We start from the raw sequence: 26457 nt of genomic DNA, 5'->3' as shown, positions 1-26457 counted from the left end.
TTAAACGGTTTTATCGCGGTTAGATGGATCTACATGCTCTCCATCAACACCATCTTTTCCTTCTTTAAATTCTTTAACACCTTTACCTAAACCACGCATTAGTTCAGGAATTTTCTTTCCTCCAAAAATTAAAAGGATCGCAGCAACGATCAATATAATTTCTGGTGTGCCAAGCATTGCTGCTATTGTTGTATTTAACATAACTTTTTATTTAAACTTTTTCTTTATCAGTTATAATTTTTTCTTCTGCGGATGTGCTGTTAACTAAGGGATCGGTATTTACTTTTTCGTCAATCGGTGCCTCATCAGCTGGATGATGACGCTCATTATTATTGTTCGAAACGGTTTGTTCCGCCTCGTCCTTATCTAAATCCATTGCGTTAATATTTCGGTGGATTTCACGTTTAACGCCGTCGGATGCATCCTTAAACTCCCTAATTCCCTTTCCTAATCCCCGGGCAAGTTCTGGCAATTTTTTACCTCCAAATAACAATAGAACCACCACTAAAATGAGTACGATCTCCGATCCACCCATATTTAAAAACTCTAATAACGTGCCTTGATACATCACTAATCTATTTTATACAAATATACAATTTAAAACTATGTTTTTTTCCCATTGGCTTATTGTCCTTCGACTCCGCTCAGGATGACAGCTGCTCATTGGTTCACTGCTCATTGTCCTTCGACACCGCTCAGGATGACAGTTGGTTATTGGTTAACTGGTTCATTGTCCTTTGACTCCGCTCAGGATGACAGCCGGTTATTGGTTCACTGGTCATTGTCCTTCGCCACCGCTCAGGATGACAGCTGGTTATTGGTTCACTGCTTATTGTCCTTCGACTCCGCTCAGGATGACAGCTGGTTATTGGTTTACTGGTCATTGTCCTTCGACTCCGCTCAGGATGACAGCTGGTCATTGGTAACTGCCCATTCACTATTTACTGATCCATCCTTCCGGATTTAAAGGCGACTGTCCTCGTCTAATCTGGAATTTCAATATCGCATCATCTCCGGTATTGGCCACAACCCCAATGGTTTGTTTTGTTTCAACATTGCTGCCCGTACTTACCGAAACGTTTCTTAGATTCTGGTAAACGGTAATGTACTCACCGTGGATAATAATTACTACCCCGCGGCCTTGTATATATTGAACGGTTAACACCTTGCCCGAAAATACAGCCCTAACCGCAGCGCCATCGCTTGTTGTAATATCAACGCCATCGTTGGTATACGGAGCCTGATCGACCATGTGGCGACCAAATGTTTCGGTTATGGTTCCATTTGCAACTGGCCAGGGCAACCTGCCCCTGTTATTTTCGAACCCGGCCGATAAACGGGCGGTTTCGGGCGTTGCCGTTAATGCCTCACTTGTGGTTTTGGCTTTTGCTGCCGCAGGTGCTGCCGGCGCTGGTCGGTTTTCGGCCTTGGCTTTTGCTGCTTCTGCCGCTGCTTTAGCTGCTGCAATACGGGCGGCTTCGGCTGCTTTACGCTTGGCTTCTTCAATGGCCCGTCTGATGGCGGCGCTAATGGCGGCATCAATTTGTTTCTGCTGCTTTCTGCGCTGCGCAATATCGCGTTTAAACTGGCGCTCTTGCTTGCTCAACTTACCCAGAGTAACCGATTGCCGGTTTTTATCCTTGCCCAATTTTTCCTGCTCACGCTCCTGTTCCTTCAAAAGATTACTTTTTTCTCTTAAAGTCTTATCCAAAACTTTGATCTTTCCATTCAGGTTTTGCTGTGTAGTTTCAATATATCCGGCTTGCTTTTTACGGTACTGGCTAAATTGTTGTAAATATTTTATTCTCTTATAAGCCTGATTAAAATCTTTCGAGGCAAAGATGAACATCATTTTATCGTATGCGTTCCTGTTTCGCTGTGCAAAGCGGATCATTGCAGCGTACTCCTTTTTTAAATCGCCTAACTGATCTTGTAAGTTATGTACGGTATTTGTGTTCTGTGAGATTTGATTATCGATGTTTTTTATTTCGGAGTTAATTGTTCCGATTTTTTGCTGGCGCAACCGAATCTGGGCATTTATGCCATTAATTTGCTGAAGTGTTAGTTTTTTGCCGCTTGCGGTTTTACTCAAATTCTTTTGGAGCTGTTCAATCTCACGCTGTATTGCCTCTTTTTTTCTCCTGAGTTGACTCTCCGTTTGCGCAGTAGCTGAAATTGCAAATGCGCTTAAAAACAGTATAAATAGGAATTTGTGTAGCTTCATTAAGCCAAAAGTATAAAAATTTTACAGTAAAAAATATTTAAAATGAGATACTAAGGCCATAAAGGTGCATCGTAAATATAACCGTCATATCGAATGCCGATTTTTATCGGGAGAGATATCCCTCCGCCACTGGTGCCAACTCAAAGCAAGCAGTTCTTAGCTTACAGATTTCTCCTGAAGCGGTGCCCAAAGGCATCTCTGGGGGGAAAAAGCTTCAGTTCGATGACGAAAACACGTAAAATCGGCCTAATTAACTAAAGTATAACTCTTTGGAACTTTAAACGGAAAATCGACCGGAACATTGCCATCGATTTTAACAAATTGCAAATCGATATTTATTTTCTTATTGCCGGATAGGGTGTTGATTTGCAAGGCGGTTGGAAAAAGATATTCGTTTAATTTTTGATAGTCGGTGTAAGTAACCTTTAACGCCTGCCCGTTTTTGGCATCGTTCAAATTGGTTTCGGCAACCTTAAAGAGTGTGTTGAAAAGCAAACGGTAATCCAGATCCTGCTTTCTTCCTGAAACCACCCAAACGCCATTCTCCTGCTTTACTGTAGATTCGGAAGTTAAAAACTCGCCCATTGCATTTCCTGTTAAAATGGATTGAAGCGTATTAAAGTTTACCTGCCTATTGGTAAAATTGTATATGTAGCTAAAGGGCTTTGCAATGAGCTGGCTTTTTTGCCTATTCATAATCTTGATGCTGTCTGGCGTAATCAAAGCCCGTGCAGGTTCAAAAGCACCACCTAACGCCGTAATGCTTACCCAAATTACTTCCTTGTCTTTCATGCGGAAGTTCATGGTTACATCGTTGGTATTGCCGGCAATATCTAATGTTGCCTTTGCCTTTAGCGAAAGTGTATTAATTTTTAACTGCTTGTTGTTTAATAAGGTTAGTGCTTCGGCTTTAGAATTATCTACCGCTGTTTCGGTTGTTGCAACCGGAGGAGCCACAACGATTTGCTTTTTCGGCGTGCACGATGATACAAAAACGATTGCCGCTAGTAATGCTGCGCTATTTAAAATATTTCTTCTCATTAATTTTCTTATTTAAAACTTCCGATTCATTGCCGGCAACCTTTGCCTTTTTCCATTGTTCAACTGCTGCCTCTTTTTCTCCTTTCATAAAGAGGATATCGCCGTAATGCTCCAAGTAAACACCGTTCTTTAGGCTATTGTTTTGAAGCGCTTTTTCTACCCAAGTTTTAGCCAAATCGTACTTTTGCTGCTTAAAAAGGATAAAAGCGTAGGTATCTGTAACTGATGGATTATTCGGCATTGCGCTTGCTGCAGCTTCAGCATATTTTGCTGCCTTGCTCAAATCATCATTCCTCAGGGCCAGATAATACGCGTAATTATTCATGATCAGATAATTATCGGGCTCAAGTTCTATGGCCTTTTCAAACGCAGTTTTAGCTTGTGTAAAATTGCCTTGATTTATAAAAATATCGCCTTGCAGCGCAAACACTTGTGCTTGCAGGCTCTTGTTATCAACATCGAGCTGCAAGGCCGATTTCAGGTTTGACAATGCAGGTTCTAGCTTTGCGGTTTTATAAAGTGCATAGCCCAAATGATAATACAAGCTCGCCTGGTTTGGGTAAATTGTTAGCGCCTCATCGGCAACTTTAATCGCTTCTTCATAATGGCCAATCAAGGTTTGAATATTAATAACCTGCTCCCAAACTACAAAAACCTGTTCATTCAGCTTTAGCGCCGCCTGGTATTGGGCCAATGCTTCTTTTAATTTGTTCTGTTGATAAAGTACGTCGCCGTAAAGTGCAAGAATTTTAGCGTCAGACGGATTTTTTTCGGCCATTGAACCCGCCATTTCGGTAACATGTTTAGCTACCAAAGCCTGATCTAACTTTGGAAATAGGCCTGCTATGATTTTAACCTTCTCGGAAACAGGCATTTCAGGACTTTCGATGGCACGCTTTAAAGCAGCAAATGCGGCCTCGTCGTTTTTTTGTTTGCGGTAAACATCGGCTAGCGAAAGATTGACCTCAAAATCTGCTGGTTCAAGCATTTGGGCTTTTAAAAGCACTTTCAATGCTTCCTGATCGTTGCCTTTTTGCATCAACAAACCCGCAGCGTATAAATAATTTTTAACGTCGGCCTGACTGCCTTCCAACAACTTAATAATATCACTTTCGGTGGCAGTGCCATCTGATTGCAGTCTGCGTAAAGCCGTTTGCAGTTCTTTCGATGGCCCGAACCTGGCTTCTATTTCGCCGTACACTTTCTTTGCCTCGTCGATTTTATTGGATAGAAAAAAGGCATTGGCCTTATCGAAATAATAGGCATCGTTTTCGGGATCGATTCTAATCAGCTGATCGAATGCAGAAACCAAAGCCTCCATGTTGTTATTTCGTTTGTAAACCTCTATCAGCAAGCGGTAATACCATTGATTGTTGCCATTCAGCGCAATTGCTTTTTTAATATTCTGTTCGGCAGCACTGAGCTTTTCCATCCGAAGATTGGCGTTTGCCAGTTCGAAATAGGCCGCGTGGTTACTCGGATCAATACTCACAATCTTATCGAAACTGGTTGATGCCTGATTGTAATTCTCCGACATTTTCTCTCGAAGGCCCGCAAAAAACAATTGCTTAACCATATTGCTGTCTCTGCTGCTGGCCGAAATCGCAGGCACTTGCGCAAACACCCCTCCGCCAAAAGCAAGCAATGCGAGAAAAATATAGTTTTTCATTGTTTTATTTTTGAATTTTGAATGAGTGAATGTTTAAACAGTATGGCTATCATCATTCTATCACTCGATCAATCAATTAATTCTTCATTCCATCATGCTATCATTCAGTCCTTTCCGATTCTATGATTCAATCACCGTTATTTCCCAGTGTGTCCATATCCGCCTTCTCCCCTGGCCGTTTCGCCAAGTTCTTCAACCGCTTGCCATTGCACTGTTTCGTGTCTGGCCACTACCATTTGGGCTATTCTATCGCCATTAACGATTGTAAAATCCTCCTGGGATAAATTTACCAATAAAACTTTTATTTCGCCACGATAATCTGCGTCGATTGTTCCCGGCGAATTTACAATACCAATTCCGTGCTTGTAAGCCAAACCACTTCGCGGTCTGATCTGCGCTTCGTAACCAACGGGTAGCTCAATAAACAAACCCGTTGCAATAAGTAAGCGTTGCAAAGGCTTTAGCGTAATGTTTTCTGTAATCGATGCCCGCAAATCCATACCAGCAGCGTGAGCGGTTTCGTACTGTGGTAAAGGGTGTTCGGATTTGTTGATGATTTTTATTTGCATGGCTTTTTAGATATGAGATTGGAGATATGTGACATGAGAGAATGAGGGAATCTGTTCCTATTTCTTTAATAATTTCAATAAGTTGTTCTTCTCAAAATAGGCAATACCTGCAACAAATGCAATCAGCATCAAATTGCCTACATAAATGTTCCTGTTGAAAACGAAAAACGACGAAAATACCAATATAATCGATATAGTTAAATAGGCCACAATTTTTTTAAGATTATATGGTATCGGGTAATACTTTTGGCCCAAAATGTACGATATAATCATCATGGTTGCGTAAGTAGCCATCGAAACCCACGCCGAGCCCATGTAACTAAACTTCGGAATCAGAATCATGTTAAAAACAATGGTTATAAAAGCGCCGACAAGTGAAATGTACAGGCCAAACCGAGTTTGATCAGACAGCCTATACCAAATGGAAAGGTTCATGTAAATGCCCAAACAAACATAGCCGACCAGCAAATACGGAACCGCGGGCAAACCGACCCAGTATTCGGCAAGATGTTTTGCATCGCGGCTAATAAAATATTTAAGTATTTCGATGTTGGCGGTTAGTGCGACAAAAAGTATGGAGAGTGCAATTACAAAGTACTCGAGAATTTTGGCATAGGTTACCTTTGCATTTTCATTTTTAGCGTAGCTGAAAAAGAAAGGCTCGGCACCCAACCTAAACGCCATATTGAAAATACTTAAAAATATGGCCAGCTTGCAAACTGCACCGTAAATACCTACCTGTGCCTCAGTTGTATAACGATCTAAAAGAATTTTATCAAGATTCTCGTTAATGATAAACGACAGGTTTGCAACCAACACGGGCCAGCTGTAAGAGAGCATCTTTTTGAACAGCACGCTATCGAATTTAAACTGCACTTTTAAAAATTCTGGCACAAGCAGAAGGAACGTCAACCCGCTAGCGAGCAGATTTGCGATAAAGACATAGCCCACCCATTTATCTCTAAACCAACTCTGAAAAAAAGTAGCGCCAGGTAAACTATGCTTTATAATTATCGGAATTCCGTAAATAAAGAATAAGCTTAAAAGTACATAGCTTAAAATGTTAACGAACTTGATAATGCTGTACCGAAAAGGTTTGCCATCGGCTCGTATCCGTGCAAAAGGAATTACGCAAATTGCATCTGAAAATAGTAGCCAAAGGAAATACTGCACATATCGTTTCTGATCTTGATAGTGCGACATATCGTTATTTAACAGCCATTTGGTGATGCTTTCTGTAAAAACGAGTCCGGTAATTAAGAAAAGTGTAGAAATAAAGGCAACAATTAAAAATGAGTTGTTGTAAACCTGCTGTTTTTTATCTTCGTACTTATTGAGATACCTGAAGAATGTGGTTTCCATACCAAAGGCCAAAATCGCATTAATCATCGATGCGTAAGCATACATTTTAGTGAAAACACCCAATGCGCTTGCACCATAACTTCGGGTGAAGATTGGCGTTAATATGAAGTTGAGTAATCTTGATGCAATGGTACTAATACCATAAACCATCGTTTGCCCAAGAAACTTTTTATAAACTGACAATTGATTTTAGATTTTTAGATTTCAGATTTTAGATTGGGCTAGTAAATTACCTTTCTAAAGTCGAAATCGATTTAATTTATGATTAAGATTTAACACCGTAATTTGTAGCTCAAAAACTGTAAATTCCATTACCAAAGCAGATTTTTCTTTATCACCTCAAAATTGCGATAATTTTTTAGTTCCCCATCGCTTACCTTAACATTTTCTACCACTGCTTTATCGGGGCCTTCTTTACACCAATCGATAAAGGCATCCAAAATTACAGGTTGTGCCTCTGCTTCGATATAAACTGAACCATCTTTTTCGTTTCTTACAAAGCCTTTGATGCCCATTTGGTCGGCTACGGCTTTCGTACTTGCTCTAAAGAATACGCCCTGTACTTTTCCAGTTACTTTTATGTTGAGGTGTTTCATGTAAATGAATAACTAATTAACGCGGTAAAGTTAAGGGTAATAATTTAATTGAAATCCAATTTCGAAAGTCGATTTTTCTCGTCGGTAAATTCCGTCCAAATCTCCTCAAAAATCTGTTTTGCGGGTTTTATTGCTTTCAGCATTGCAGCTACCTGGCCAATTTCGAGCTCTCCGTTTTCTATATCGCCTTCAAACATGCCGAGCTTTGCCCTTGCCCTGCCCAACAGCTCCGCCAACCGGGCCCTGTCTGCACCTTCGGCTTCTGCTTGCATAATGCTATCGGCAAATTCGTTTTTTAAGAGCCTTACCGGAACAAGCTTTTTCATGGCCAGTTTGGTATCGCCTTCTGCCGATGAAACAATTTTGTTTTTAAATGCAGGATGGGCCGAAGATTCTTCGGCAACTGCAAAAGCAGAACCGATTTGCACTGCATCGGCACCTAAGGCAAAGGCGGCCAACATGGATTTTCCGCTGGCTATTCCACCTGCAGCGATTACGGGAATGTTTACGCTCTGCTTAATCATTGGAATTAAGCACATTGTAGTGGTTTCCTCGCGACCGTTGTGGCCGCCGGCTTCAAAACCTTCGGCCACAATGGCGTCAACGCCAGCTTCCTGGGCTTTACGGGCAAATTTTGTGTTCGCTATTACATGAACAACGGTAATACCCCGATCTTTTAAAAACGGTGTCCACGTTGCAGGATTTCCGGCAGAGGAAAACACAATGCTTACGCCTTCTTCAACTACAACGTTTATAATTTCCTGAATATTTGGATATAAAAGGGGAATATTGACACCGAAAGGCCGATTGGTTGCAAGCTTGCATTTTTGGATGTGTTCTCTCAATACTTCGGGATACATGGAGCCTGCCCCGATGATGCCCAGGCCGCCGGCGTTTGAAACCGCCGAAGCGAGTTTCCAACCGCTACACCAAACCATCCCGGCCTGAATAATGGGGTATTTAATGTTGAAAAGTTTGCAAACGTTTTTCTTTATTTCCATAACGGTTCTTCTACCCAAGCAGGTTTTAAGCCTAACGCGTTTGGATCAACACTCGGGTATTTTTCCAGTAAGCTAACAAGTTGCTGCCTAAGATTATTTTCAGGCTGAATGATATTTAGCAAATATTTAATGCAACATAAGTGGATATAGAGCAGATGCATTTCTTTCTCCTGTGGCACTTCTCTAATCCAATTGAAAGGCGGGTTGGGTAGAAGTTTGGGTCTACCAGGAAGATTTTTATTCCAAAGCCTGCTATGATGAGCGCAATAATTCCTAATTTGAGCTAAAGATTGCAACCAACTAGGCAAAAATGTGTGATTAACCAACCCAAGCTCCTTAGCAATAATATCTTTAGAAGTGACATCATTCTTTAGATTCCCATAAATTTTAGAGAGTGCTCCAAAACTTGTTAATTCCAGTGTTTTCCAGGATGGCGGAAATCGCAAATCATCTTTATGTTTTGCTTTATGAGACTTAATGAAAATATCTTTTGAGCGAACTAATTCCTCTTCTAAAACTGCCAGCGTTTTTACTGCCTCCGGTACGTTTTGAAATATCTCTAGTTTTTGAAACCACCAAGGACCAAATTCATGAGATAGGTGATAAATTAGCTTTGTTCGTAAACTAATTTCTATCTTTTCAATAGCATCAAAAATAATGACACGAAGCACTCTATCGAAATTATATAATGATATTACATCTTCAAAGTTACTTTTAGGCTTAAAAATGTGGTCTTCTTTGGGCTCAGCTTGCATTGGCCACCAATAACCTGCCAAACGATAATAGCTAATATGAGACAAAAAGTGATGAGCTAAATCAATATCCAAAATTGATAAACCTCTGTTTATCAGCTGATCTATTTGTTGATTTATCCTAAGCGGCTGTTTACTGTACATAACAAACAAAAAGCCTATAAAGCAAAAGACACGCCCTGGGACGCTGTTCTTAAGGGTAGCGTGGCGTGTACTGTTAATGCAAATATAAATAAATTCATTTATAAATCTACATTTTTATTTTCAATATCAAAACCAATTCTCAGCTAAGCCTTTCCACCTTATCGCTTTCAATTGTAAAATCATCTGATAATTGAATCAAATTTAAACCGGGGCTTTTGCCGACTTCGATTGTTCCCAGCTGTTGATCCAAACCTAAAAACTGAGCGCCATTAATTGTAGCCCATTGCAGCAGATGTTCGAAGTTTACCTTTTTACGTTCTTGTAAAACTTTCATCTCTGATAAAATATTCAACTGATGATTGCTCGCCAAACTATCGGTACCCAAAGTAATTTTTAGGTTTTCATCAATGAGTAAATCCACGTCGGGCAAGGCATCCTCAATATAAAGATTGGCTTGTGGACAAAGACACCAATATAAATCGGGGTGGTTTTGCCGGGCAAATGCTACATCGTCTTTACTGGTAACGGTGTTATGCACTAAAAGCGTTTTCTGTTTTTTAACGTAAGGTAGCCAGCTTTGCAGCGAAGTTTTTGCCGTCGGCTGAAAAAATTCTATATCGAGGCCGAGAAATTTATATAGGTTTAAAAAGCCTCCGGTTTTAGTTAAAAAAAAATTGTTTTCGTCGGTCGTTTCCTGATTGTGAATGCTAATAAAATCGTTGCCTGTTTCTGCCCTTTCATTAATCAGCTGAAAGAGTTTTTCAGAAACGGAATAGGGCGCATGCGGAACGATGGAAGCGGGCAAGGGCAAAAAGTCATTTTTCAGCGCTATTGCATTATTCATGACCGCATCGGCCCGCTCCGGATTAAAACTCATGGCTTCAACAAAAGTGTGGTAATGTATCTCACTCTGCAGTTTTACTTCCTTCGAAATGCTTTGGTTCGAAATATCGCCTACGGCTACAATCCCATTGTTCAGCATTTGCTGATCGGCCATTTTCATTGCCTCAATCACCATGTCATTATCCGATTGCCTGCTTTTGATAACGCTTTGAACAAAATCGACCAAACCGGTTTTTTCGGGAATCTGCCCATGCATGTGCGATAATTCGAGATGGCAATGTGTATTAATAAAACCGGGAACAATTGCACCTTTGTGCTTTTCTATGTCAACAGTAAGCTTGCTGGCGGCATCGTAGCTAAACACAGCTTCAATTTCGCCGCTTTCACTTATCGAAATTACTCCATCTTTTATCGGCGGCGTGTTCACCGGGAAAATCCAGTCGGCTGAAAAGTATTTTGACATGTTGCAAATTAAGGGGATTATCGGGATGCAAAGAAATAAAATTAATCCTATCGTCGACATTTTTTACGCTGCGTTCAACGCACTGTCACATTGTCTCGCTTTGGAGTTCCGATTATCTTCGGAAGGGATGAAGCAACGGAAAAAAGTACTGCAATTGACAGGAAAGGACTTTGTTTAAATCATCTCCTTTAAAGGCTATGGCGTGGACACGTTCCCTTGAGTCGTCATTTCCGCGCAGGCGGAAATCCTAAAGCGAAGGCAGAAACACACGCCGTCCTTTTTTAGGCAGTGCGTTATCGGTGTTTTGTTGTTTCATCGCTTGCGGATCCTTCGTTGCACTCAGCATGACAGTGTAAACGTTAAAATTACCTGCTGCTTTTGCTTTCCGAATCAAAAAATCGATTTACAAGCTCAGTTAAACACTTTTAGCCGATCAAATTTGTAGCTATTGCCCCCAAATTGTGGAGAAATTCCACAGTTTGGCATTATTGGCACAACCTTAAACAACTGAAAAAGAGAAAATTACGGACTTACAGTAGCTTTGGCACCATTATGAAACATTAGCAAGTATTGTTACACAAATTAATTTTTAAAAATCATACTATGAAAAAGTTCATTTTATCAGCTACATTTTTAGCTTTCGCAGGATTCTCAGCAGTACAAGCAAGTGAAGTAAAAGAATTAAAAAACACTGCAATTATTGCAGTTCAAGATAGCGCAGTAAAAACTCCGGTTAAATTAGAAGAACTTCCTGAGCCAGTAACTACAGCACTAAAATCTGACGCCTATAAAGGTTGGACAGCAACCGAGGCATGGTCAGTTAAAGAAGGTACCAAAGAATATTACTTAATCAATGTTAAAAAAGAAGCGGAAACAGGTTCCGTGAAAATTGACAAAGACGGTAAACCGGTACAATAATTTGCCTTTCAGGCATAATCAACCCTAAGTGCAGTCTGCGGGAGGCTGCACTTCTTTAAAACAGAACCACGAAACTATTTCTTAGTTTCAACACATTTAAATTAGAAAACATGAAAAAGTTAATTTTATCAGCAGCATTCTTAGCATTTGCGGGATTCTCTGCAGTACAAGCGAGTGAAGTAAATACAATTAAAAATGCTGCAATTGTTGCAGTTCAAGATAGTGCAGTAAAAACTCCGGTTAAATTGGAAGAATTACCTGAGCCAGTTACAACGGCACTAAAATCTGATGCTTACAAAGGCTGGACGGCAACAGAAGCCTGGTCGGTTAAAGAAGGCACAAAAGAATATTACCTGATCAATGTTAAAAAGGAAGCAGAAACAGGTTCTGTGAAAATTGACAAAGACGGTAAACCGGTACAATAACCCCAAATATTACATCTACCTAGTATTAGATTAGCCAGTTTTTAGCTGGCTTTTCTTATTTTTGTTGTATGGCGAAAATCCTGATTTTAGATGACGATACAACATTTGCTCAATTACTTGAAGGCTTTTTGCAAAAGAACGGCCATGAGGTTACGCTCATAACTCACATCAAGCCTGCATTAAAATTGATCGAAAGTCAGGAGTTCGATCTATTTATTATCGATTATCGCTTGCCAGATGGAATTGGCTTCGAAGTGATTACACATTCCAGAAATTTAGGGCTTTCGGTTCCTATTATCATAATGACGAGTTTTAATGATGTTCGCACGGCTGTAAAATCGATGCAAATGGGTGCTTTCGATTACATTACGAAACCCGTTAATCCGGATGAATTGTTAATGGTGATCAAAAATTCGTTGGCGAAAAAGGACTCGAAAGCGGCGAAGATAGAGGCTACCGATCTGGATTTTATTAAGGGAAAAAGTGCAATTGCCGATAAGCTGTATGAGCACATTGCGTTGGTTGCGCCCACCGATATGTCGGTTATTATTCAGGGCGAAAGCGGAACGGGTAAAGAGTTTGCGGCGAGAACGCTTCATCAGCAAAGCAAGCGCTCCAATAAGCCTTTTATTGCGATCGATTGCGGAGCGCTCTCTAAAGATTTGGCGGCGAGCGAGCTGTTTGGCCATGTAAAAGGCGCCTTTACAGGTGCGCTAACGGACAAAAAAGGACAGTTTGAAGCTGCCAATGGTGGCACGCTCTTTTTGGATGAAGTTGGAAACTTAAGTTACGAAGTGCAAATTAAATTGCTTCGGGCGTTGCAAGAAAGGGTAATACAACCGCTGGGAAGCACGAAACAAATTGCTGTCGATGTTCGCATAATTGCGGCCACCAACGATGATTTGATTAACAGCATTTCTGGCGGTGAGTTTAGAGAAGATCTGTATCACCGACTCAACGAATTTAAGATTCAGTTGCCGGCTTTGAGAGATCGGGGCGGCGATTTGGAATTGTTCATCAACCATTTTATCGGCCTATCAAATCGCAACTTAAAACGCAATGTAAAGAGCATTTCTGCAGAAGCGAAATCATTACTGCTGAGTTATGACTGGCCCGGAAATTTACGCGAATTGAGCAACGTAATTAAACGGATGGTGCTGTTGACTCCGGGCGAAATTGCGCAAGTAGATGCCTTACCGGATGAAATGATGATTGCCGTTAATCAGCAAACATTGCCGGGAAGTTCGTTCGATTTAAAGGCGGTAAATGAGCAAAACGAGAAAGCGTTGATTTCTGAAACGCTGCTTAAAGCAAAGCACAATAAATCTAAAGCGGCTAAAATGCTAAATATCGACCGCAAAACGCTTTATGCGAAAATGGAACGGTATGGAATCGACTAAATAGAAGGTATCTATACCGCCAATGGCGACTCAATAGCCGCTACCAATGCCTTTAACTTTTTCAGTTGGTTTGCAGTTTCCGTTTTCACAGCGCTGTTCAAACCTTTTTCGGCAATTTCAGTTTCAAGGAGTCTGAAAGCCTGAGCCAGTGTTTTCGCCCCCATTTGTGCTGTTCGGCCTGCTAGCCGATGAACAATGAGTCGGCATTTATCGTAATTATTTTCGAGCATATACGTTTTCAAATCGGCCGCATCGCTAATGCAATCTTCTTTAAACCGATTCAGGATTTTGTTTAACATCTGCTGATCGCCGAAGGTCATCTTCTCGAGCGATGAAAGATCAAATTCTGTAGGTTCTTCTAAAAGCTGCACCTTATCGAAAATGGAAAGCAGGTCGGCTTCCCTAAATGGCTTCATAATCAAACCGTCGAAACCCTCGCTCAATACCATTTCTCTTTCTTCGGGCAACACCTGGGCAGTAATGGCGTAAAACTTCACATCGGCTGCAAGCTTTTTCTTCAGCAAATGGCAAAGTTCAAGCCCGGTCATTTCGGGTAAGCGCATATCCACCAACACATATTTTAAGTCTGCATCAGGCTCTTGTTTCAATATATCGGCAACGTTGCCAAAGCACTTAAACCGTATGTTGTTTTTTGCGAAAATGAGTCCGCAAAGATCGACGATCAACTTGTCATCATCAATAACCCAAACTGTTCCCGAATTTACAATGGCGTAATGTTCCGAGCTAAAAGTATCGGTTACAGGTTCGGTTGTTTGCTGAAAAGTTAAATAAATATTGAAAGTTGTGCCTTTGCCCAATTTGCTTTTCACGTGGATTCGTCCGCCCTGAGCTTCAATTAGCGACTTCACGATCGGGAGGCCCAACCCTGTTCCTGTTTGGTTCAACACGTATTTTTCCGGCGATTCGATTTGTTCAAATTCGTTGAAGATCCGCGAAATGTCGCTTTCATCGAAACCAATGCCGGTATCGGTTATGGTAAATTGAAAATGGAGATTATCGAGCTGCTTTTTGCACGAAATGCGCAGATTGATTTCTCCCTTTAAGGTAAATTTAACGGCATTGCCCAACAAGTTGAAAAGAATTTGCTTCAACCGGAAAGCATCGCCTTTAACAAATTCAACGTCGCCCAAATCCAAGCTTGTAATCAACGTTAACGATTTTTGCTCTGCCAACGGACGAACAACAGCGGTAACCTCGGCGATAATTTTCTTGATATCGAAAACCTGATTGTTGAAGGTAAATTCGCCCGAAATGATCCGGTTATAATCGAGCACCTCGTTTACAATCTGCAACAGATGGATTGATGATTGATAGATTGCGTCGATATCTTTCTTTTTCGGCTGATCTTGTTGGCTAATCAATTCGGCATACCCCAAAATAGATTGCAGCGGCGTTCTTATTTCGTGGCTCATGTTCGATAAAAAGCGCTGTTTCGCCTTGCCATGATATTCAGCCTCATCTTTTGCCAGCTCCAGTTGCTTACGGTACCTGTTGCTTCTGGTTATATCAGTTAAAATAAGATAAAGCAAGATTACGGTGAGGAAAAAAAATGCAATGATAATTGCCGTAATTTGCGTAATACCGTCATTTACCACTTCTTTCGCCTCTATTCCATTTAAATCAACCTGCGCTACAGCTTCGCCCTCAACCTCACGCAAAATTTGCAACATTTTGCTCGTTAATGCATTGCTGGCGGTTGATAGTTCGGCCTCTCGTTTTAAAAATTTCTTGCTTTTTTGTTGTTGTTCCAACTCAATGGAACGCAAAGAGCCCGTCATACTTTTTACAATGCTATCTTCGGCCTCGGCGTTTAAGGTATCGCGTTTTACTTTAAATTCTTCGTTAATGATTTTATAAACATCCGCCTTCTTTTTACCGAACAACTTACTTAAAAAACCTCTCGATTTTTCTTGTTCCTCAGGAGCGACGGTAGTGGTTGATGTTGTTGTTTCGGTGGTTAAAACGGCGCTGTCGGCTTGCCGCGTCCGAACAGCAATCAGATCGTTCAGCTTTTGCACCTCATCAGAAAACGACTTGGTATTTACGAGTGTTTCACGGACTTTTAAATAAGAAACAAACTGTTTATCGCGTTCGGCAAGTAAATTTTTGATCGATTTAATCCTCGCCAACTGAGCAGAATCGCCGGTATACAAATTACGTAGCGTATCTAACGTAGCCCTTAACTTTCGAGATTCTTTTAAGAAATTGGAGTTGCCCTGCTTATTAAATGCCTCATCCCTTTGAAGCTGATCGAGGCGGGCGATTTTGTGCGAAAGATCGTTTACAAGCCGCAAACGATCATTCGGGGCCGAGATTTCCTCAACCGTATTCAGCATCCGTGTAAAAGCAAATTTGCTGATTCCCCATGCCGAAAGCAGCGCAAAGCAGGCGAATAAGAAACCGATAATTACCTTTCCTTTTATTGCCCTGAAAAAACGTTTCTGAATTACGGCTGCCATTAATTTAATGTTGTGTCTGAATACTAAACGAATTTTTTCGCTTGATAGACATAATGAGGCGAACTAGTAACAAATAACATACCAACGCTGATGAATAACGAATATTGAGAAATGACCGGGCAATAATAAATATCCGGGGAAATCGCCTTTAAAAAAGTCAGGCTATGTAACAATAAATTAGCCACGAAAACCCGAAGGCATGCCCGCCCATATTATTTGGTTCTTAGTCGAAGGGCGATGTTTATAGATTTATCCTAAAAAAAAGTCTTCGACTCCGCTCAGACTCACACCTTTCATACTTAACTACACAACATTGCACGCCCGCCTGACCGAACGGGCAGTGATAAAAATTAAAGTTATTCCGTATTTTCCGTGCTTCCATGGCAACATAACGCTTATGTTTTCGCCGTTAGGGTATGCAGAAAACAGAAAGGCAAGCAAGGAAAAGTTAAAAGCGATTGCTCTTGATTAATATCCAATTAGTCCTTCAAAATTGCCATAAATTACCTAATTTTAACCAAAGCAATCCTTATGAACCGCATCGACCGCCTTTTTGGGATCTTAACTATTCTGCAATCCAAAAAATACAATTCTGCTGATAAAATTTCCGAACGGTTTAACATTAGTATCCGCACCGTTTACCGCGATATTAAGGCCTTGCAGGAACAGGGCATTCCTGTTGCCTTTGAACAGCACAAGGGTTATTTTCTGGTTCAAGGTTATTTTTTACCGCCCGTTTCCTTTAATTCTGACGAAGCAAATGCCTTGCTGCTGGTAGAAAGCCTGGTGAACGGCTTTGCCGATCACTCGATCCGATCGCATTATTCTACCGCACTTACCAAAGTTAAAGCCGTGTTAAAAACCAGCCAAAGGGAAAAGCTGGAACTGATGAACCAGCACATCAAGCTGCAGATTCCGGAGCGCATGACATTTAACTACGAATATCTTTCGCTTATTCAAAGTGCGATAGCTGAGAAAAACATGATTGCGCTCGAATACAAAAACGCCAAAGATGAAGTGAGCAAGCGTGAGGTGGAGCCAATCGGTTTAATTTTTTATGCCTTTAGCTGGCATTTGATTGCCTGGTGCCATATCAGGAATCAATACCGCGACTTTAATCTGACCAGAATTATTTGCCTGAAAAATACCGGGCGTTCTTTCGAAAAAAGCAATCACATGCAGTTAAGCGATTACATGAGCCTGTTGCCAGTAAATTTTTGATTGCCCGAAGTGAATATATGTTTGCATTAGGTGACAGATTGCTGAACAACACTTTTTCTGCTGAACGCTACCAAACACAAAAAATCAGAGGCTTTATTGGCCTGTAAAAAAATAAAAAATATTTTTTTTACACTGCCATAGGGTTGTCACTGTGGGGCTTTTTCTTTGTGGAAACAAAACCAAAAAATCATGAGCATGGCTGATTTATTACTGATGGAATTGAACACAATCGAAAAAACAAAACAGAAAAACATGGATATTATTAAAGCATTACTAAAAGAATTCGAGTCGGAATTTGAAACTACAAAAAAGTTCCTGGCTCTTGTGCCGGTTGATAAATTTGATTGGGCACCGCACGAGAAAAGCATGAAAATGAAATCGCTGGCAAGCCATATTGCCGACCTGCCAAGCTGGGTGAGCCTGGGCCTAAATACCGACGGACTGGACTTTGCCACCGCACCCTACGAGGAGAAAAAAGTGGAAAATAACGACGACCTCATTAAGCTTCTGACCGAAAATTACGAAAGCGGAAAGGCAGACCTCGAAAAAGCGGATGAAGCAAAATTTGACGATCAGTGGATATTGCGCAACGGTGATCAGATTTTAGGCGACATGACTAAATATGAAATCATTCGCATCGCTTTTAGCCAAACTACGCACCACAGGGCACAATTGGGCGTTTATTTGAGGCTGCTCAACATTCCGATTCCGGGAAGTTATGGTCCAAGTGCCGACGATCAGAATTTTTAAAGGCCTCAGCCTGTGAAAGCTGCAAATAGAGAAAGGGCTTGTTGCAGGGCTGGCTTATAAAGCCGAGTTTTCCTGAAAGGGATGCCTTGGGCATAGGTTTCCCTCGCAAATTGAATTCGACAGCTATCGGATTCGCATTGCTTATCATAACCTCTCCCTATCAACGTTTGGGTTAAAGTAATGCCTTTACTTTCCCTTCCGACTTCTTCGGAAGGGATGTACAGACACAACAAAACCCACCGCCATTAAAAGGGAGAGTTTTAAGGCGCCAAATGAAATCTGCTCAGGCTAAATTCGATCAATCTTAGTCTCTTTCTGGCTTATAAGCTGATTTATTTACGTAAAATTGCAATATGAATCAGCACGCTGCAACACGTTTGAATAAATTTATAAGCGAAAGTGGACTGTGTTCTCGTCGTGAGGCAGACCGGTATATTGAAAAAGGAAATGTTTTCATCAATGGCAAACGGGCCAAAATCGGCGATCAGGTTTTTCCCGGCGACCGGGTAATGGTAAACGGGCATAACATTGAGCCTAAAGAGGAATCGAATTTTGTGCTGCTTGCTTTTAACAAACCCGTTGGCATTACAAGTACCACCGAATCGAGCGTGCGAGACAACATTGTTGATTATGTAAACTACAGCGAACGCATTTTCCCGATCGGCAGGCTAGATAAAGATTCGTCGGGCCTGATCTTTCTGACCAATAACGGCGATATTGTTAACAAGATCCTCAGGGCCGGAAACAAGCACGAAAAAGAATATGTAGTTACAGTAAATAAACCCATTACCGAAGATTTTATTTTCGGAATGAGTAATGGCGTACCAATTCTGGGTGTCAATACCAAAAAGTGTAAGGTTCGTCAAATCAGCACATTTGTATTCAACATCATTTTAATTCAAGGCTTAAACAGGCAAATACGCCGGATGTGCGAGCATTTCGGTTACGAGGTTACCAAGTTAGAGCGTACCCGGATTATGAATATCAATTTGAAAGGCATTGCAACCGGCGAGTTCAGGGAGTTAACAGAGAATGAGATGGAAGTGGTGATGAAGAGCGTTGAAAAATCTTCATCTGATGTGGCCCAGAAACCTAAAAACACCAAAAAGAAAACAACATCGTGGGATGAAAGCTCAGAACTGCAGTCAGCACCCGCTAAAAAACCTGTAAAAAGCTTCAAGCCGGCTCAGAAATCGGGAGGAAAAAAACAATCCGCATCGGCAGCGGGGAAGGCTAATCATAAAGGCAATTCAACAAGTAGAAACGCACGACCGGCAAAAGGTAAACCGGCCGGCAAGGCAAATACCAGGCAAAGGGGAAGATAGCATGATACACAATCTGCTTTCTGTAAGCTCTTAAGCTTAGTTGGATTAAAATTGCTAAACTACCTTAAGGGTGATGGTTTAATTGAAACGCCAAATGAAGTTATCGATCCGAACCGACCAACCGTATAGTTAAAAACATAAAAAGAAGTTCGGTACATTAACGTGCTGAACTTTTTTGTTATGTAGCTTTTTGTAAAATTCGCTATCGGGAAGCTGGCTTTCAGTATAAATCTTTCAGCTTAGGCAGTTTTTAAGTAACTTTGCATTAATCAGTTGGCAAAAGAGAAATAGACTTATGGAAACGTTAATCATGCATCCCAAAACCAAAGAACAACTTGCTGCTTTAAAAGCAGTAGCAAAGGCTTTGAAAGTTCCTTTCAAAAAAGAAGGTAGTTCTGCGCTAACTGAACGTGAAAAAACCATCGATCATTACGGAATCGAGATGGTAGAAGCAATTGAAAAAGCTGAAGAATCAATAAAGAAAGGCAACGTTAAAACATTAGACCCCACTAAATCTTTATGGGAAAATATTCAATCGTTTTAGAAAAAGTTGCAGAGAAACAGATTAAGCTTCATTTTAAGTCAGGCAACAAAACTTCAATAAAAAGAATAGATCAAATAGTTGAAGAGCTTAAATCTACCCCTACTCTGGTATCGGAAACCCTGAGCCCTGGAAATATGGTTTAGCAAGCTATTGGGCAAGAAGAATAAATCAAAAAGACAGAATGATCTATAGAGTAGATGAAAACATTTAGGGTTTTTATCATTTCTGCTTTAGGTCATTACGGCGATAAATAACATGTTAGAAAAAACAGCAAAAAAAATTGATATCCGCTCGTTGGATTTGCCACAGTTGCAACAGCATTTAACCGCTATGCAACAGCCTGCCTTTAGAGCAAAGCAAATTTATCAGTGGTTGTGGGAGAAATCGTCGACGAGCTTCGACGATATGAGCAATCTGTCTAAAGATCTTCGTAAAGCACTGGATGAAAATTTCTCCATTAACGCTGTTCAGGTAAACAATTCGCAGTTCAGTAACGATCATACCATTAAAAACACATTTCGCTTAGCAGACGGAAATATAGTTGAAGGCGTACTCATTCCGTTAGAAGATAGGATGACGGCCTGTGTGAGCTCGCAGGTGGGTTGCAGTTTAACCTGCAAGTTTTGCGCTACCGGTTACATGGATCGCAAACGCAACCTAAATGCCGACGAAATTTACGACCAGGTTGTTTTGATTGATAAGCAAGCGAAACAAAATTATGATAACCCATTAACCAACATTGTTTACATGGGCATGGGCGAACCACTTTTAAATTATGCCAACGTGCTTAAATCGATCGAGCGGATTACAGCCCCCGATGGTTTAAATATGAGCTATAAGCGCATTACTGTGTCAACAGCCGGAATTGCAAAAATGATCAAAAAGCTTGGCGATGATGGCGCAAAATTTAATCTTGCACTCTCACTTCACGCAGCCGATGATAAGAAGCGAAACGAGATTATGCCCATTAATGAGGCCAACTCTTTGAAGGCATTAGCCGAGGCTTTGAAATATTATTTTGCCAAAACTAAGAATCCGGTAACCTATGAATACATCGTTTTCAATCATTTTAACGATGAAATATCCGATGCAATGGATCTGGCCAAATTCTGCAAGCATATTCCATGTAAAGTAAACCTGATTGAATACAACCCGATCTCATTTGCCGATTTCACAAATGCCGAGGGCGATAAGATTGATGCCTTTTCCAACTACCTAAAAAGTCAGGGTATAAACACCAATATCAGACGGAGCAGAGGTAAGGATATTGACGCGGCCTGCGGACAACTTGCTGTTAAAGAAGAAGCTAAAAACTAGTCGATTTAAGCGACTGTAGCCTTGCTGTAATCTCTTTAAAGCTGGGGCGAAGGTTAATCTCCTGAGACAGGCAACTGTCTCTTAAATTCTTCATTTCCTGCATTGAGTTGTGCCCGCAACGCAAAAGCAAATCATCAATAAGGTAACCGAAGGCTCTCACCTCAATCCGTTGCAGGTAGAAAGCCTGCTCAATATTTTTTGTATCATAAAATGATGCGGCACCGAAATCGCCGAACAGAACGTTTGCGTCTGCATCCATCAAGATATTATGGGCATACAGATCGCCGTGGATGATTCCCCTTTCATGCAAATGTTCGCATAACGAGGCAATTGTTGAAGCAACCTTTAAAACTTGCACGTCGCTCAACTCCAGCTCAGCAGCGAAAACGTCTCGGGTACAACTTTCGAAACTTGGAGGGTCACCTAAATTGTGAAAAGAAGATTGAATCAATTCCATTACCAGGCCCTTAACATTCTCCACACGAGCATCCACTTTGCCCAGAAGCCTTACTAAACCCGGATGACTACCCGCTTCTATGTAAGCGTTCATCTCATCCTCTGGAAAACCGTCGCTGGTAACTGTACCTTTAAAAATCTTAACAGCAACATCCGTATTGGTAACCTTATTGAATGCTTTGTAAATAGTACCTGATGCGCCCGCCCCTAGTTGGTCTTTAAATTCGAGCTCCTCTAAATCAATTTGAGGCACAAGCAGTCCAACACCACCCTTGCTAATTTTATTGCCCGAAAATGCGATCCAAGCCAGGCTCGGCATCGAGTAAAGCCATTTTGGTAGAAAAGGTAGTTCATTAGCTGCCACCCGGATTAAAGCGAGGTTTCTGCACAACTGAAGTTCCTGTGGGAGATAAATAATATTGTTTCCAGCAAGCATCAGCTTTTGTAATCTCAAACAGTTGCCAATCGCCGGAGGCAGCATTTGCAACTTGTTATTCGTAAGTATAAGCCATCTAATATGCGGGTTGAGTGCCTTTGGAGGAACAAACTCTATGCGATTGGATTTAAAACCGACGATATCCAGTCCGGCAATATCGGCCAAAACCTCGGGCAGCACAGTAAACAAATTATCAGAACAGAAAAGAATTTTCAGCTTCGTTAATCGACCGAAATCGTGCGGCAAGGCACTGAGTTGATTTCCTGAAAGATCAAGGCACTCAAGCGTGTCGGCCAATTCAAAAATTTCACGGGGGAAATCCTTTAAACCTTCAGAGATCCTCAAAGAAACTATGCCCTTGAGCTCGCCGTTATGCAGTTGTTCTAAAGTTTGCAATGCTGAACTAATTTACCGCGAAGTTATGTTTATTGCCTTGCTTTTTTATCAACATGCAGAAATAAATCTTTGAGTTTAAAATATTGTCAAATTGAAACGTATTATAACACAGTTGCCCACCAAAATACATGCCTGAGTTAACGTTTCCTGATTTTCTGATGGTTTCAGGGCACTACGGTGCTCAAATGCTCCCGAAGTGAGCTACCTTATTGCTTTAAAGTATTGGGAAAACAGCGTCACCAGTGCTGGCCGATTTTAGTCCCGCTGTCCGCTTTAATCTTTTCTGGATACGCCGATGAAATAAGAATAGCAAGCGCTACCGAAAAGGATATCCGCTCGCATCGGGTTTCTAAAAGACGGCTGCCATTCATAGCTGTCATCCTGAGCGCAGCGCCTGTCCCGATACCTCAGATAGTATGGACACATTTCCTTTCAACTCATCGTCATTCCCGCGCAGGCGGGAATCTTAATGCAAGGTACCCAATTATTGCGCATTAAGATCCCCAGTCAAGCTGAGTATGACGGCCTCGATTGCGATGAAAGCGTTCATAGTTTGGCCCGTGGGAAGGCCAACCAATAGGCAAATAGCGGTGGGAATGATAATGGCATTATTACGCTGCGCCCGCCTGGTACCGTAAACGGCAAAGATCTCCCGGTTGCATTCGAGATGACGGCCTTCATTGCGATGACAGCGTTTACATTTGGTCGGTAGGGACACCAACCAATAAGCAAATAGCGGCGGGAATGAAAATGGCATTATTACGCTGCGCCCGCCTGGTACCGTAAACGACAAAGATCTCTCGGTTGCATTCGAGATGACGGCCTCCATTGCAATGACAGCGTTTGTATTTGGTTGGTGGGGACACCAACCAGTACGGAAAAAAAAGCTTATAAACAAGAAAACCCTCCAGAATAAACTGAAGGGTTTTGCAATTGCCCCTTTGGGGCTTTAAGATTTGGCACCGACCTACTCTCCCACGTGTTACCGCAGTACCATCGGCTCTGGTGGGCTTAACTTCTCTGTTCGGAATGGGAAGAGGTGGACACCACCGATATAGGCACCTAAATATTTTTAAATAAGGTTGAGGGTTGAAAGGTGTAGGGTATAAGGTATTAACCTTACGCCTTAAGCCTTTTGCCTTAAGCCTTAAATGACATATTATTGAAAGAAGTTAAGTTTCGAAGAGCAAACAACGATGTTGTTGCTTTGAAAGCTTCGGGTGATTAGTACTACTCGACTGTGGTGTCGCCACCTTTACATCTGTAGCCTATCAACGTAGTAGTCTGCTACGGCCCTATATGGAATTCTCATCTCGTGGCTAGTTTCGCACTTAGATGCTTTCAGCGCTTATCTATTCCCAGCGTAGCTACTCTGCAATGCCCCTGGCGGAACAACAGATTCACTAGAGGCTGGTCCAACCCGGTCCTCTCGTACTAAGGTCAGCCCCACTCAAAATTCCTACGCCCACAACAGATAGGGACCGAACTGTCTCGCGACGTTCTGAACCCAGCTCGCGTGCCACTTTAATCGGCGAACAGCCGAACCCTTGGGACCTTCTCCAGCCCCAGGATGTGACGAGCCGACATCGAGGTGCCAAACCTCCCCGTCGATATGAGCTCTTGGGGGAGATCAGCCTGTTATCCCCAGCGTACCTTTTATCCTTTGAGCGATGGCCCTTCCATGCAGAACCACCGGATCACTATATCCGTCTTTCGACCCTGATCGACCTGTATGTCTCACAGTCAAGCAAGCTTATGCTATTGCACTCCACGTACGGTTACCAAGCGTACTGAGCTTACCTTTGAAAGCCTCCGTTACCTTTTTGGAGGCGACCACCCCAGTCAAACTACCCATCAAACAATGTCCTCCACTTTGTGGAGTTAGACACCGAATACAGAAAGGGTGGTATTTCAACGTTGGCTCCACGATGCCTGGCGACACCGCTTCATAGCCTCCCACCTATCCTACACATCCTGTACCCAATGTCAATGTTAAATTGTAGTGAAGGTGCATGGGGTCTTTCCGTCCCGTTGCGGGTACCCGGCGTCTTCACCGGGACCACAATTTCACCGAGCTCATGGCTGAGACAGCGCCCAGATCGTTACACCATTCGTGCAGGTCGGAACTTACCCGACAAGGAATTTCGCTACCTTAGGACCGTTATAGTTACGGCCGCCGTTTACTGGGGCTTCGATTCAATGCTTCTCCTTGCGGATGACATCCCCTCTTAACCTTCCAGCACCGGGCAGGTGTCAGGCCTTATACCTCATCTTTCGATTTTGCAAAGCCATGTGTTTTTGTTAAACAGTCGCCTGGGCCTTTTCACTGCGGCTGACATTGCTGCCAGCGCCCCTTCTCCCGAAGTTACAGGGCCATTTTGCCGAGTTCCTTAGCCATGATTCACTCGAGCACCTTAGAATCCTCTTCCCGGATACCTGTGTCGGTTTGCGGTACGGGTTTTTATAACCTGAAGCTTAGCGGTTTTTCTTGGAAGTCTGATTACCTGCACTATCCACTCACCCGAGGGCTCGCGGTACTATCGACTTTCAGCTAGATCGGCGGATTTGCCTACCGTTCTAATACCTACTGTCTTTAACGATCTATTCCGTCAGATCGCGGCAGTGTCACTACTCCGTCCCCACATCGCAGTTATAAAAAGTACTGGAATATTAACCAGTTGTCCATCGAATTTCCCCTTCGGGTTCTCCTTAGGTCCCGACTGACCCTGATCCGATTAGCGTTGATCAGGAAACCTTATCCTTTCGGTGGGCGGGTTTCTCGCCCGCCTTATCGTTACTTATGCCTACATTTGCTTTTCCATAAACTCCAGCACCCATTACCAGGTACCTTCGCTGTCGATGGAATGCTCCCCTACCGATATATTTCAATCCCATAGCTTCGGTGTACAATTTAATGCCCGTTTATTATCCATGCCCGATCGCTCGACTAGTGAGCTGTTACGCACTCTTTAAATGAATGGCTGCTTCCAAGCCAACATCCTAGCTGTCTGTGCAATCGGACCTCGTTAGTTCAACTTAACTGTAACTTGGGGACCTTAGCTGATGGTCTGGGTTCTTTCCCTCTCGGCGCGTGACCTTAGCACCCCGCGCCTCACTGCAGATCATATTTAATAGCATTCGGAGTTTGTCTGGATTTGGTAGGATTTGACTCCCCCGCACCCAATCAGTAGCTCTACCTCTATTAAACTAAATATCCACGCTGTTCCTAAAAACATTTCGGGGAGTACGAGCTATTTCCCAGTTTGATTAGCCTTTCACCCCTACCCACAGATCATCCGGAAACTTTTCAACGTTTATCGGTTCGGTCCTCCAGTACGTGTTACCGCACCTTCAACCTGTCCATGGGTAGATCACAAGGTTTCGCGTCTACCCCCACTGACTATGCGCCCTATTCAGACTCGCTTTCGCTTCGGATCCGTGGCTTAACCACTTAACCTTGCCAGTGAGGAGTAACTCGTAGGCTCATTATGCAAAAGGCACGCCGTCACGCAACTTGTACGCTCCGACCGCTTGTAAGTACACGGTTTCAGGTTCTATTTCACTCCCCTGTTCGGGGTTCTTTTCACCTTTCCCTCACGGTACTGGTTCACTATCGGTCTCTCAGGAGTATTTAGCCTTACCGGATGGTGCCGGCAGATTCCCACAAGGCGTCTCCGACCTCGCGGTACTCAGGATACTGCTAGACTGGTGTTCTATACGTGTACAGGGCTATCACCTTGTATCGCCGGGCTTCCCATCCCGTTCCACTTCTGTTCACCAATGCCACGTTGCAGTCCTACAACCCCCACTTTGCCGTAACAAAATAGGTTTGGGCTCTTTCCCTTTCGCTCGCCACTACTCAGGAAATCATTGTTATTTTCTCTTCCTCTGCTTACTTAGATGTTTCAGTTCGGCAGGTTTGCTCATTATATGTGACTGGTCTTCAACCAGCCGGGTTGCCCCATTCGGAAATCTTCGGATCTATTCCTATTTGCAAATACCCGAAGCTTATCGCAGCTTATCACGTCCTTCATCGCCTCTGAGAGCCAAGGCATCCCCCGTGTACTCTTTCTTACTTTCTTCTACTCATATGCCTTTTGCGCCATATGGTATGCTTTTTTTGCT

Annotated in this window: 23 protein-coding genes and 2 rRNA genes; 10 read left to right on the top strand and 15 right to left on the bottom strand. The window is 42.3% G+C overall.

The features are described from left to right. From IZT61_RS15020 to IZT61_RS14970, 11 genes are all read right to left on the bottom strand, one after another. The gene (locus tag IZT61_RS15020) at positions 1-201 is read right to left on the bottom strand and encodes a Sec-independent protein translocase subunit TatA/TatB (RefSeq protein WP_196097853.1); all 201 of its coding nucleotides are present in this window, start codon (positions 199-201) and stop codon (positions 1-3) included. Between the two features lie 10 nt (positions 202-211). Continuing rightward, positions 212-568 carry a Sec-independent protein translocase subunit TatA/TatB gene (locus IZT61_RS22525; protein ID WP_317193162.1) on the bottom strand — a complete coding sequence of 119 codons (357 nt, stop codon included), beginning with the start codon at positions 566-568 and terminating at the stop codon, positions 212-214. A gap of 369 nt (positions 569-937) precedes the next feature. Beyond that, positions 938-2224, bottom strand: a complete 1287-nt coding sequence (locus tag IZT61_RS15010) for a murein hydrolase activator EnvC family protein (protein ID WP_196097851.1) — start codon at positions 2222-2224, stop codon at positions 938-940. Positions 2225-2470: 246 nt separating this feature from the next. Further along, a complete protein-coding gene (locus IZT61_RS15005) occupies positions 2471-3265 on the bottom strand; it encodes a DUF4292 domain-containing protein (RefSeq protein ID WP_196097849.1) in 795 nt (264 codons plus the stop codon). Next, a complete protein-coding gene (locus IZT61_RS15000; protein ID WP_196097847.1) occupies positions 3243-4934 on the bottom strand; it encodes a tetratricopeptide repeat protein in 1692 nt (563 codons plus the stop codon). Before IZT61_RS15000 ends, IZT61_RS15005 begins: the two co-directional genes overlap by 23 nt. A 137-nt stretch (positions 4935-5071) precedes the next feature. Next, positions 5072-5503 (bottom strand): dUTP diphosphatase, encoded by a 432-nt coding sequence (gene dut / locus IZT61_RS14995; RefSeq protein WP_196097845.1) that lies wholly within the window; start codon positions 5501-5503, stop codon positions 5072-5074. Positions 5504-5560: 57 nt separating this feature from the next. After that, positions 5561-7048: an oligosaccharide flippase family protein gene (locus IZT61_RS14990; RefSeq protein ID WP_230383719.1), complete on the bottom strand. Its 1488-nt coding sequence runs from the start codon at positions 7046-7048 to the stop codon at positions 5561-5563. 128 nt (positions 7049-7176) lie between these two features. Beyond that, positions 7177-7461 (bottom strand): acylphosphatase, encoded by a 285-nt coding sequence (locus tag IZT61_RS14985; protein WP_196097843.1) that lies wholly within the window; start codon positions 7459-7461, stop codon positions 7177-7179. Positions 7462-7505: 44 nt separating this feature from the next. Next, positions 7506-8462, bottom strand: a complete 957-nt coding sequence (locus IZT61_RS14980) for an NAD(P)H-dependent flavin oxidoreductase (protein ID WP_196097841.1) — start codon at positions 8460-8462, stop codon at positions 7506-7508. Then, positions 8453-9358: an Abi family protein gene (locus IZT61_RS14975; RefSeq protein ID WP_196097839.1), complete on the bottom strand. Its 906-nt coding sequence runs from the start codon at positions 9356-9358 to the stop codon at positions 8453-8455. Before IZT61_RS14975 ends, IZT61_RS14980 begins: the two co-directional genes overlap by 10 nt. Before the next feature lie 139 nt (positions 9359-9497). After that, positions 9498-10664: an amidohydrolase family protein gene (locus IZT61_RS14970; protein ID WP_196097837.1), complete on the bottom strand. Its 1167-nt coding sequence runs from the start codon at positions 10662-10664 to the stop codon at positions 9498-9500. Positions 10665-11267: 603 nt separating this feature from the next. Between IZT61_RS14970 and IZT61_RS14965 the strand changes: the two genes are divergently transcribed. The 3 genes from IZT61_RS14965 (at position 11268) to IZT61_RS14955 (ending at position 13407) form a co-directional block, all read left to right on the top strand. Next, positions 11268-11582, top strand: coding sequence for a hypothetical protein (locus IZT61_RS14965; protein WP_196097835.1), 315 nt, complete (start codon positions 11268-11270; stop codon positions 11580-11582). Between the two features lie 110 nt (positions 11583-11692). Further along, positions 11693-12007, top strand: coding sequence for a hypothetical protein (locus IZT61_RS14960; RefSeq protein WP_116169014.1), 315 nt, complete (start codon positions 11693-11695; stop codon positions 12005-12007). Between the two features lie 68 nt (positions 12008-12075). Beyond that, positions 12076-13407: a sigma-54-dependent transcriptional regulator gene (locus IZT61_RS14955; protein ID WP_196097833.1), complete on the top strand. Its 1332-nt coding sequence runs from the start codon at positions 12076-12078 to the stop codon at positions 13405-13407. 11 nt (positions 13408-13418) lie between these two features. Here the strand turns inward: IZT61_RS14955 and IZT61_RS14950 are convergent, their stop codons facing one another. Further along, entirely contained in the window at positions 13419-15887 is a 2469-nt protein-coding gene (locus tag IZT61_RS14950) for an ATP-binding protein (protein WP_196097831.1), read from the bottom strand. Between the two features lie 531 nt (positions 15888-16418). Here IZT61_RS14950 and IZT61_RS14945 point away from each other — a divergent pair. The 7 genes from IZT61_RS14945 (at position 16419) to rlmN (ending at position 21044) form a co-directional block, all read left to right on the top strand. Next, entirely contained in the window at positions 16419-17108 is a 690-nt protein-coding gene (locus tag IZT61_RS14945; protein WP_196097829.1) for a helix-turn-helix transcriptional regulator, read from the top strand. Positions 17109-17303: 195 nt separating this feature from the next. After that, complete coding sequence (locus IZT61_RS14940) at positions 17304-17858, top strand: DinB family protein (protein ID WP_230383718.1); 555 nt, start codon at positions 17304-17306, stop codon at positions 17856-17858. A gap of 353 nt (positions 17859-18211) precedes the next feature. After that, complete coding sequence (gene rluF, locus IZT61_RS14935; RefSeq protein WP_196097827.1) at positions 18212-19183, top strand: 23S rRNA pseudouridine(2604) synthase RluF; 972 nt, start codon at positions 18212-18214, stop codon at positions 19181-19183. 295 nt (positions 19184-19478) lie between these two features. Further along, positions 19479-19727, top strand: coding sequence for a DUF2683 family protein (locus IZT61_RS14930; RefSeq protein ID WP_196097826.1), 249 nt, complete (start codon positions 19479-19481; stop codon positions 19725-19727). Continuing rightward, a complete protein-coding gene (locus IZT61_RS22325; RefSeq protein ID WP_230383717.1) occupies positions 19703-19870 on the top strand; it encodes a hypothetical protein in 168 nt (55 codons plus the stop codon). Before IZT61_RS14930 ends, IZT61_RS22325 begins: the two co-directional genes overlap by 25 nt. Continuing rightward, complete coding sequence (locus tag IZT61_RS22320; protein ID WP_317193193.1) at positions 19819-19938, top strand: type II toxin-antitoxin system YoeB family toxin; 120 nt, start codon at positions 19819-19821, stop codon at positions 19936-19938. Before IZT61_RS22325 ends, IZT61_RS22320 begins: the two co-directional genes overlap by 52 nt. A 44-nt stretch (positions 19939-19982) precedes the next feature. Continuing rightward, positions 19983-21044, top strand: a complete 1062-nt coding sequence (gene rlmN / locus IZT61_RS14920) for a 23S rRNA (adenine(2503)-C(2))-methyltransferase RlmN (protein WP_196097824.1) — start codon at positions 19983-19985, stop codon at positions 21042-21044. Here rlmN and IZT61_RS14915 read toward each other — a convergent pair. The 3 genes from IZT61_RS14915 to IZT61_RS14905 all read right to left on the bottom strand — a co-directional run bounded on the left by IZT61_RS14915 (position 21034) and on the right by IZT61_RS14905 (position 26414). After that, on the bottom strand, positions 21034-22332 hold the full coding sequence (locus tag IZT61_RS14915) for a protein kinase (protein ID WP_196097822.1): 1299 nt from the start codon (positions 22330-22332) through the stop codon (positions 21034-21036). The two genes, rlmN and IZT61_RS14915, sit on opposite strands and share 11 nt — an antisense overlap. 954 nt (positions 22333-23286) lie before the next feature. Then, a 5S ribosomal RNA gene (rrf, locus tag IZT61_RS14910) occupies positions 23287-23398 on the bottom strand. A gap of 139 nt (positions 23399-23537) precedes the next feature. Continuing rightward, positions 23538-26414, bottom strand: a 23S ribosomal RNA gene (locus IZT61_RS14905). Positions 26415-26457: the final 43 nt, after the last annotated feature.

Source organism: Pedobacter endophyticus (genome assembly GCF_015679185.1).
In the GTDB taxonomy this organism is placed as follows: Bacteria; Bacteroidota; Bacteroidia; order Sphingobacteriales; family Sphingobacteriaceae; genus Pedobacter; species Pedobacter endophyticus.
The sequence above is the reverse complement of the archived record's forward strand: the minus strand, read 5'-3'. Positions and strand labels throughout refer to the sequence as shown.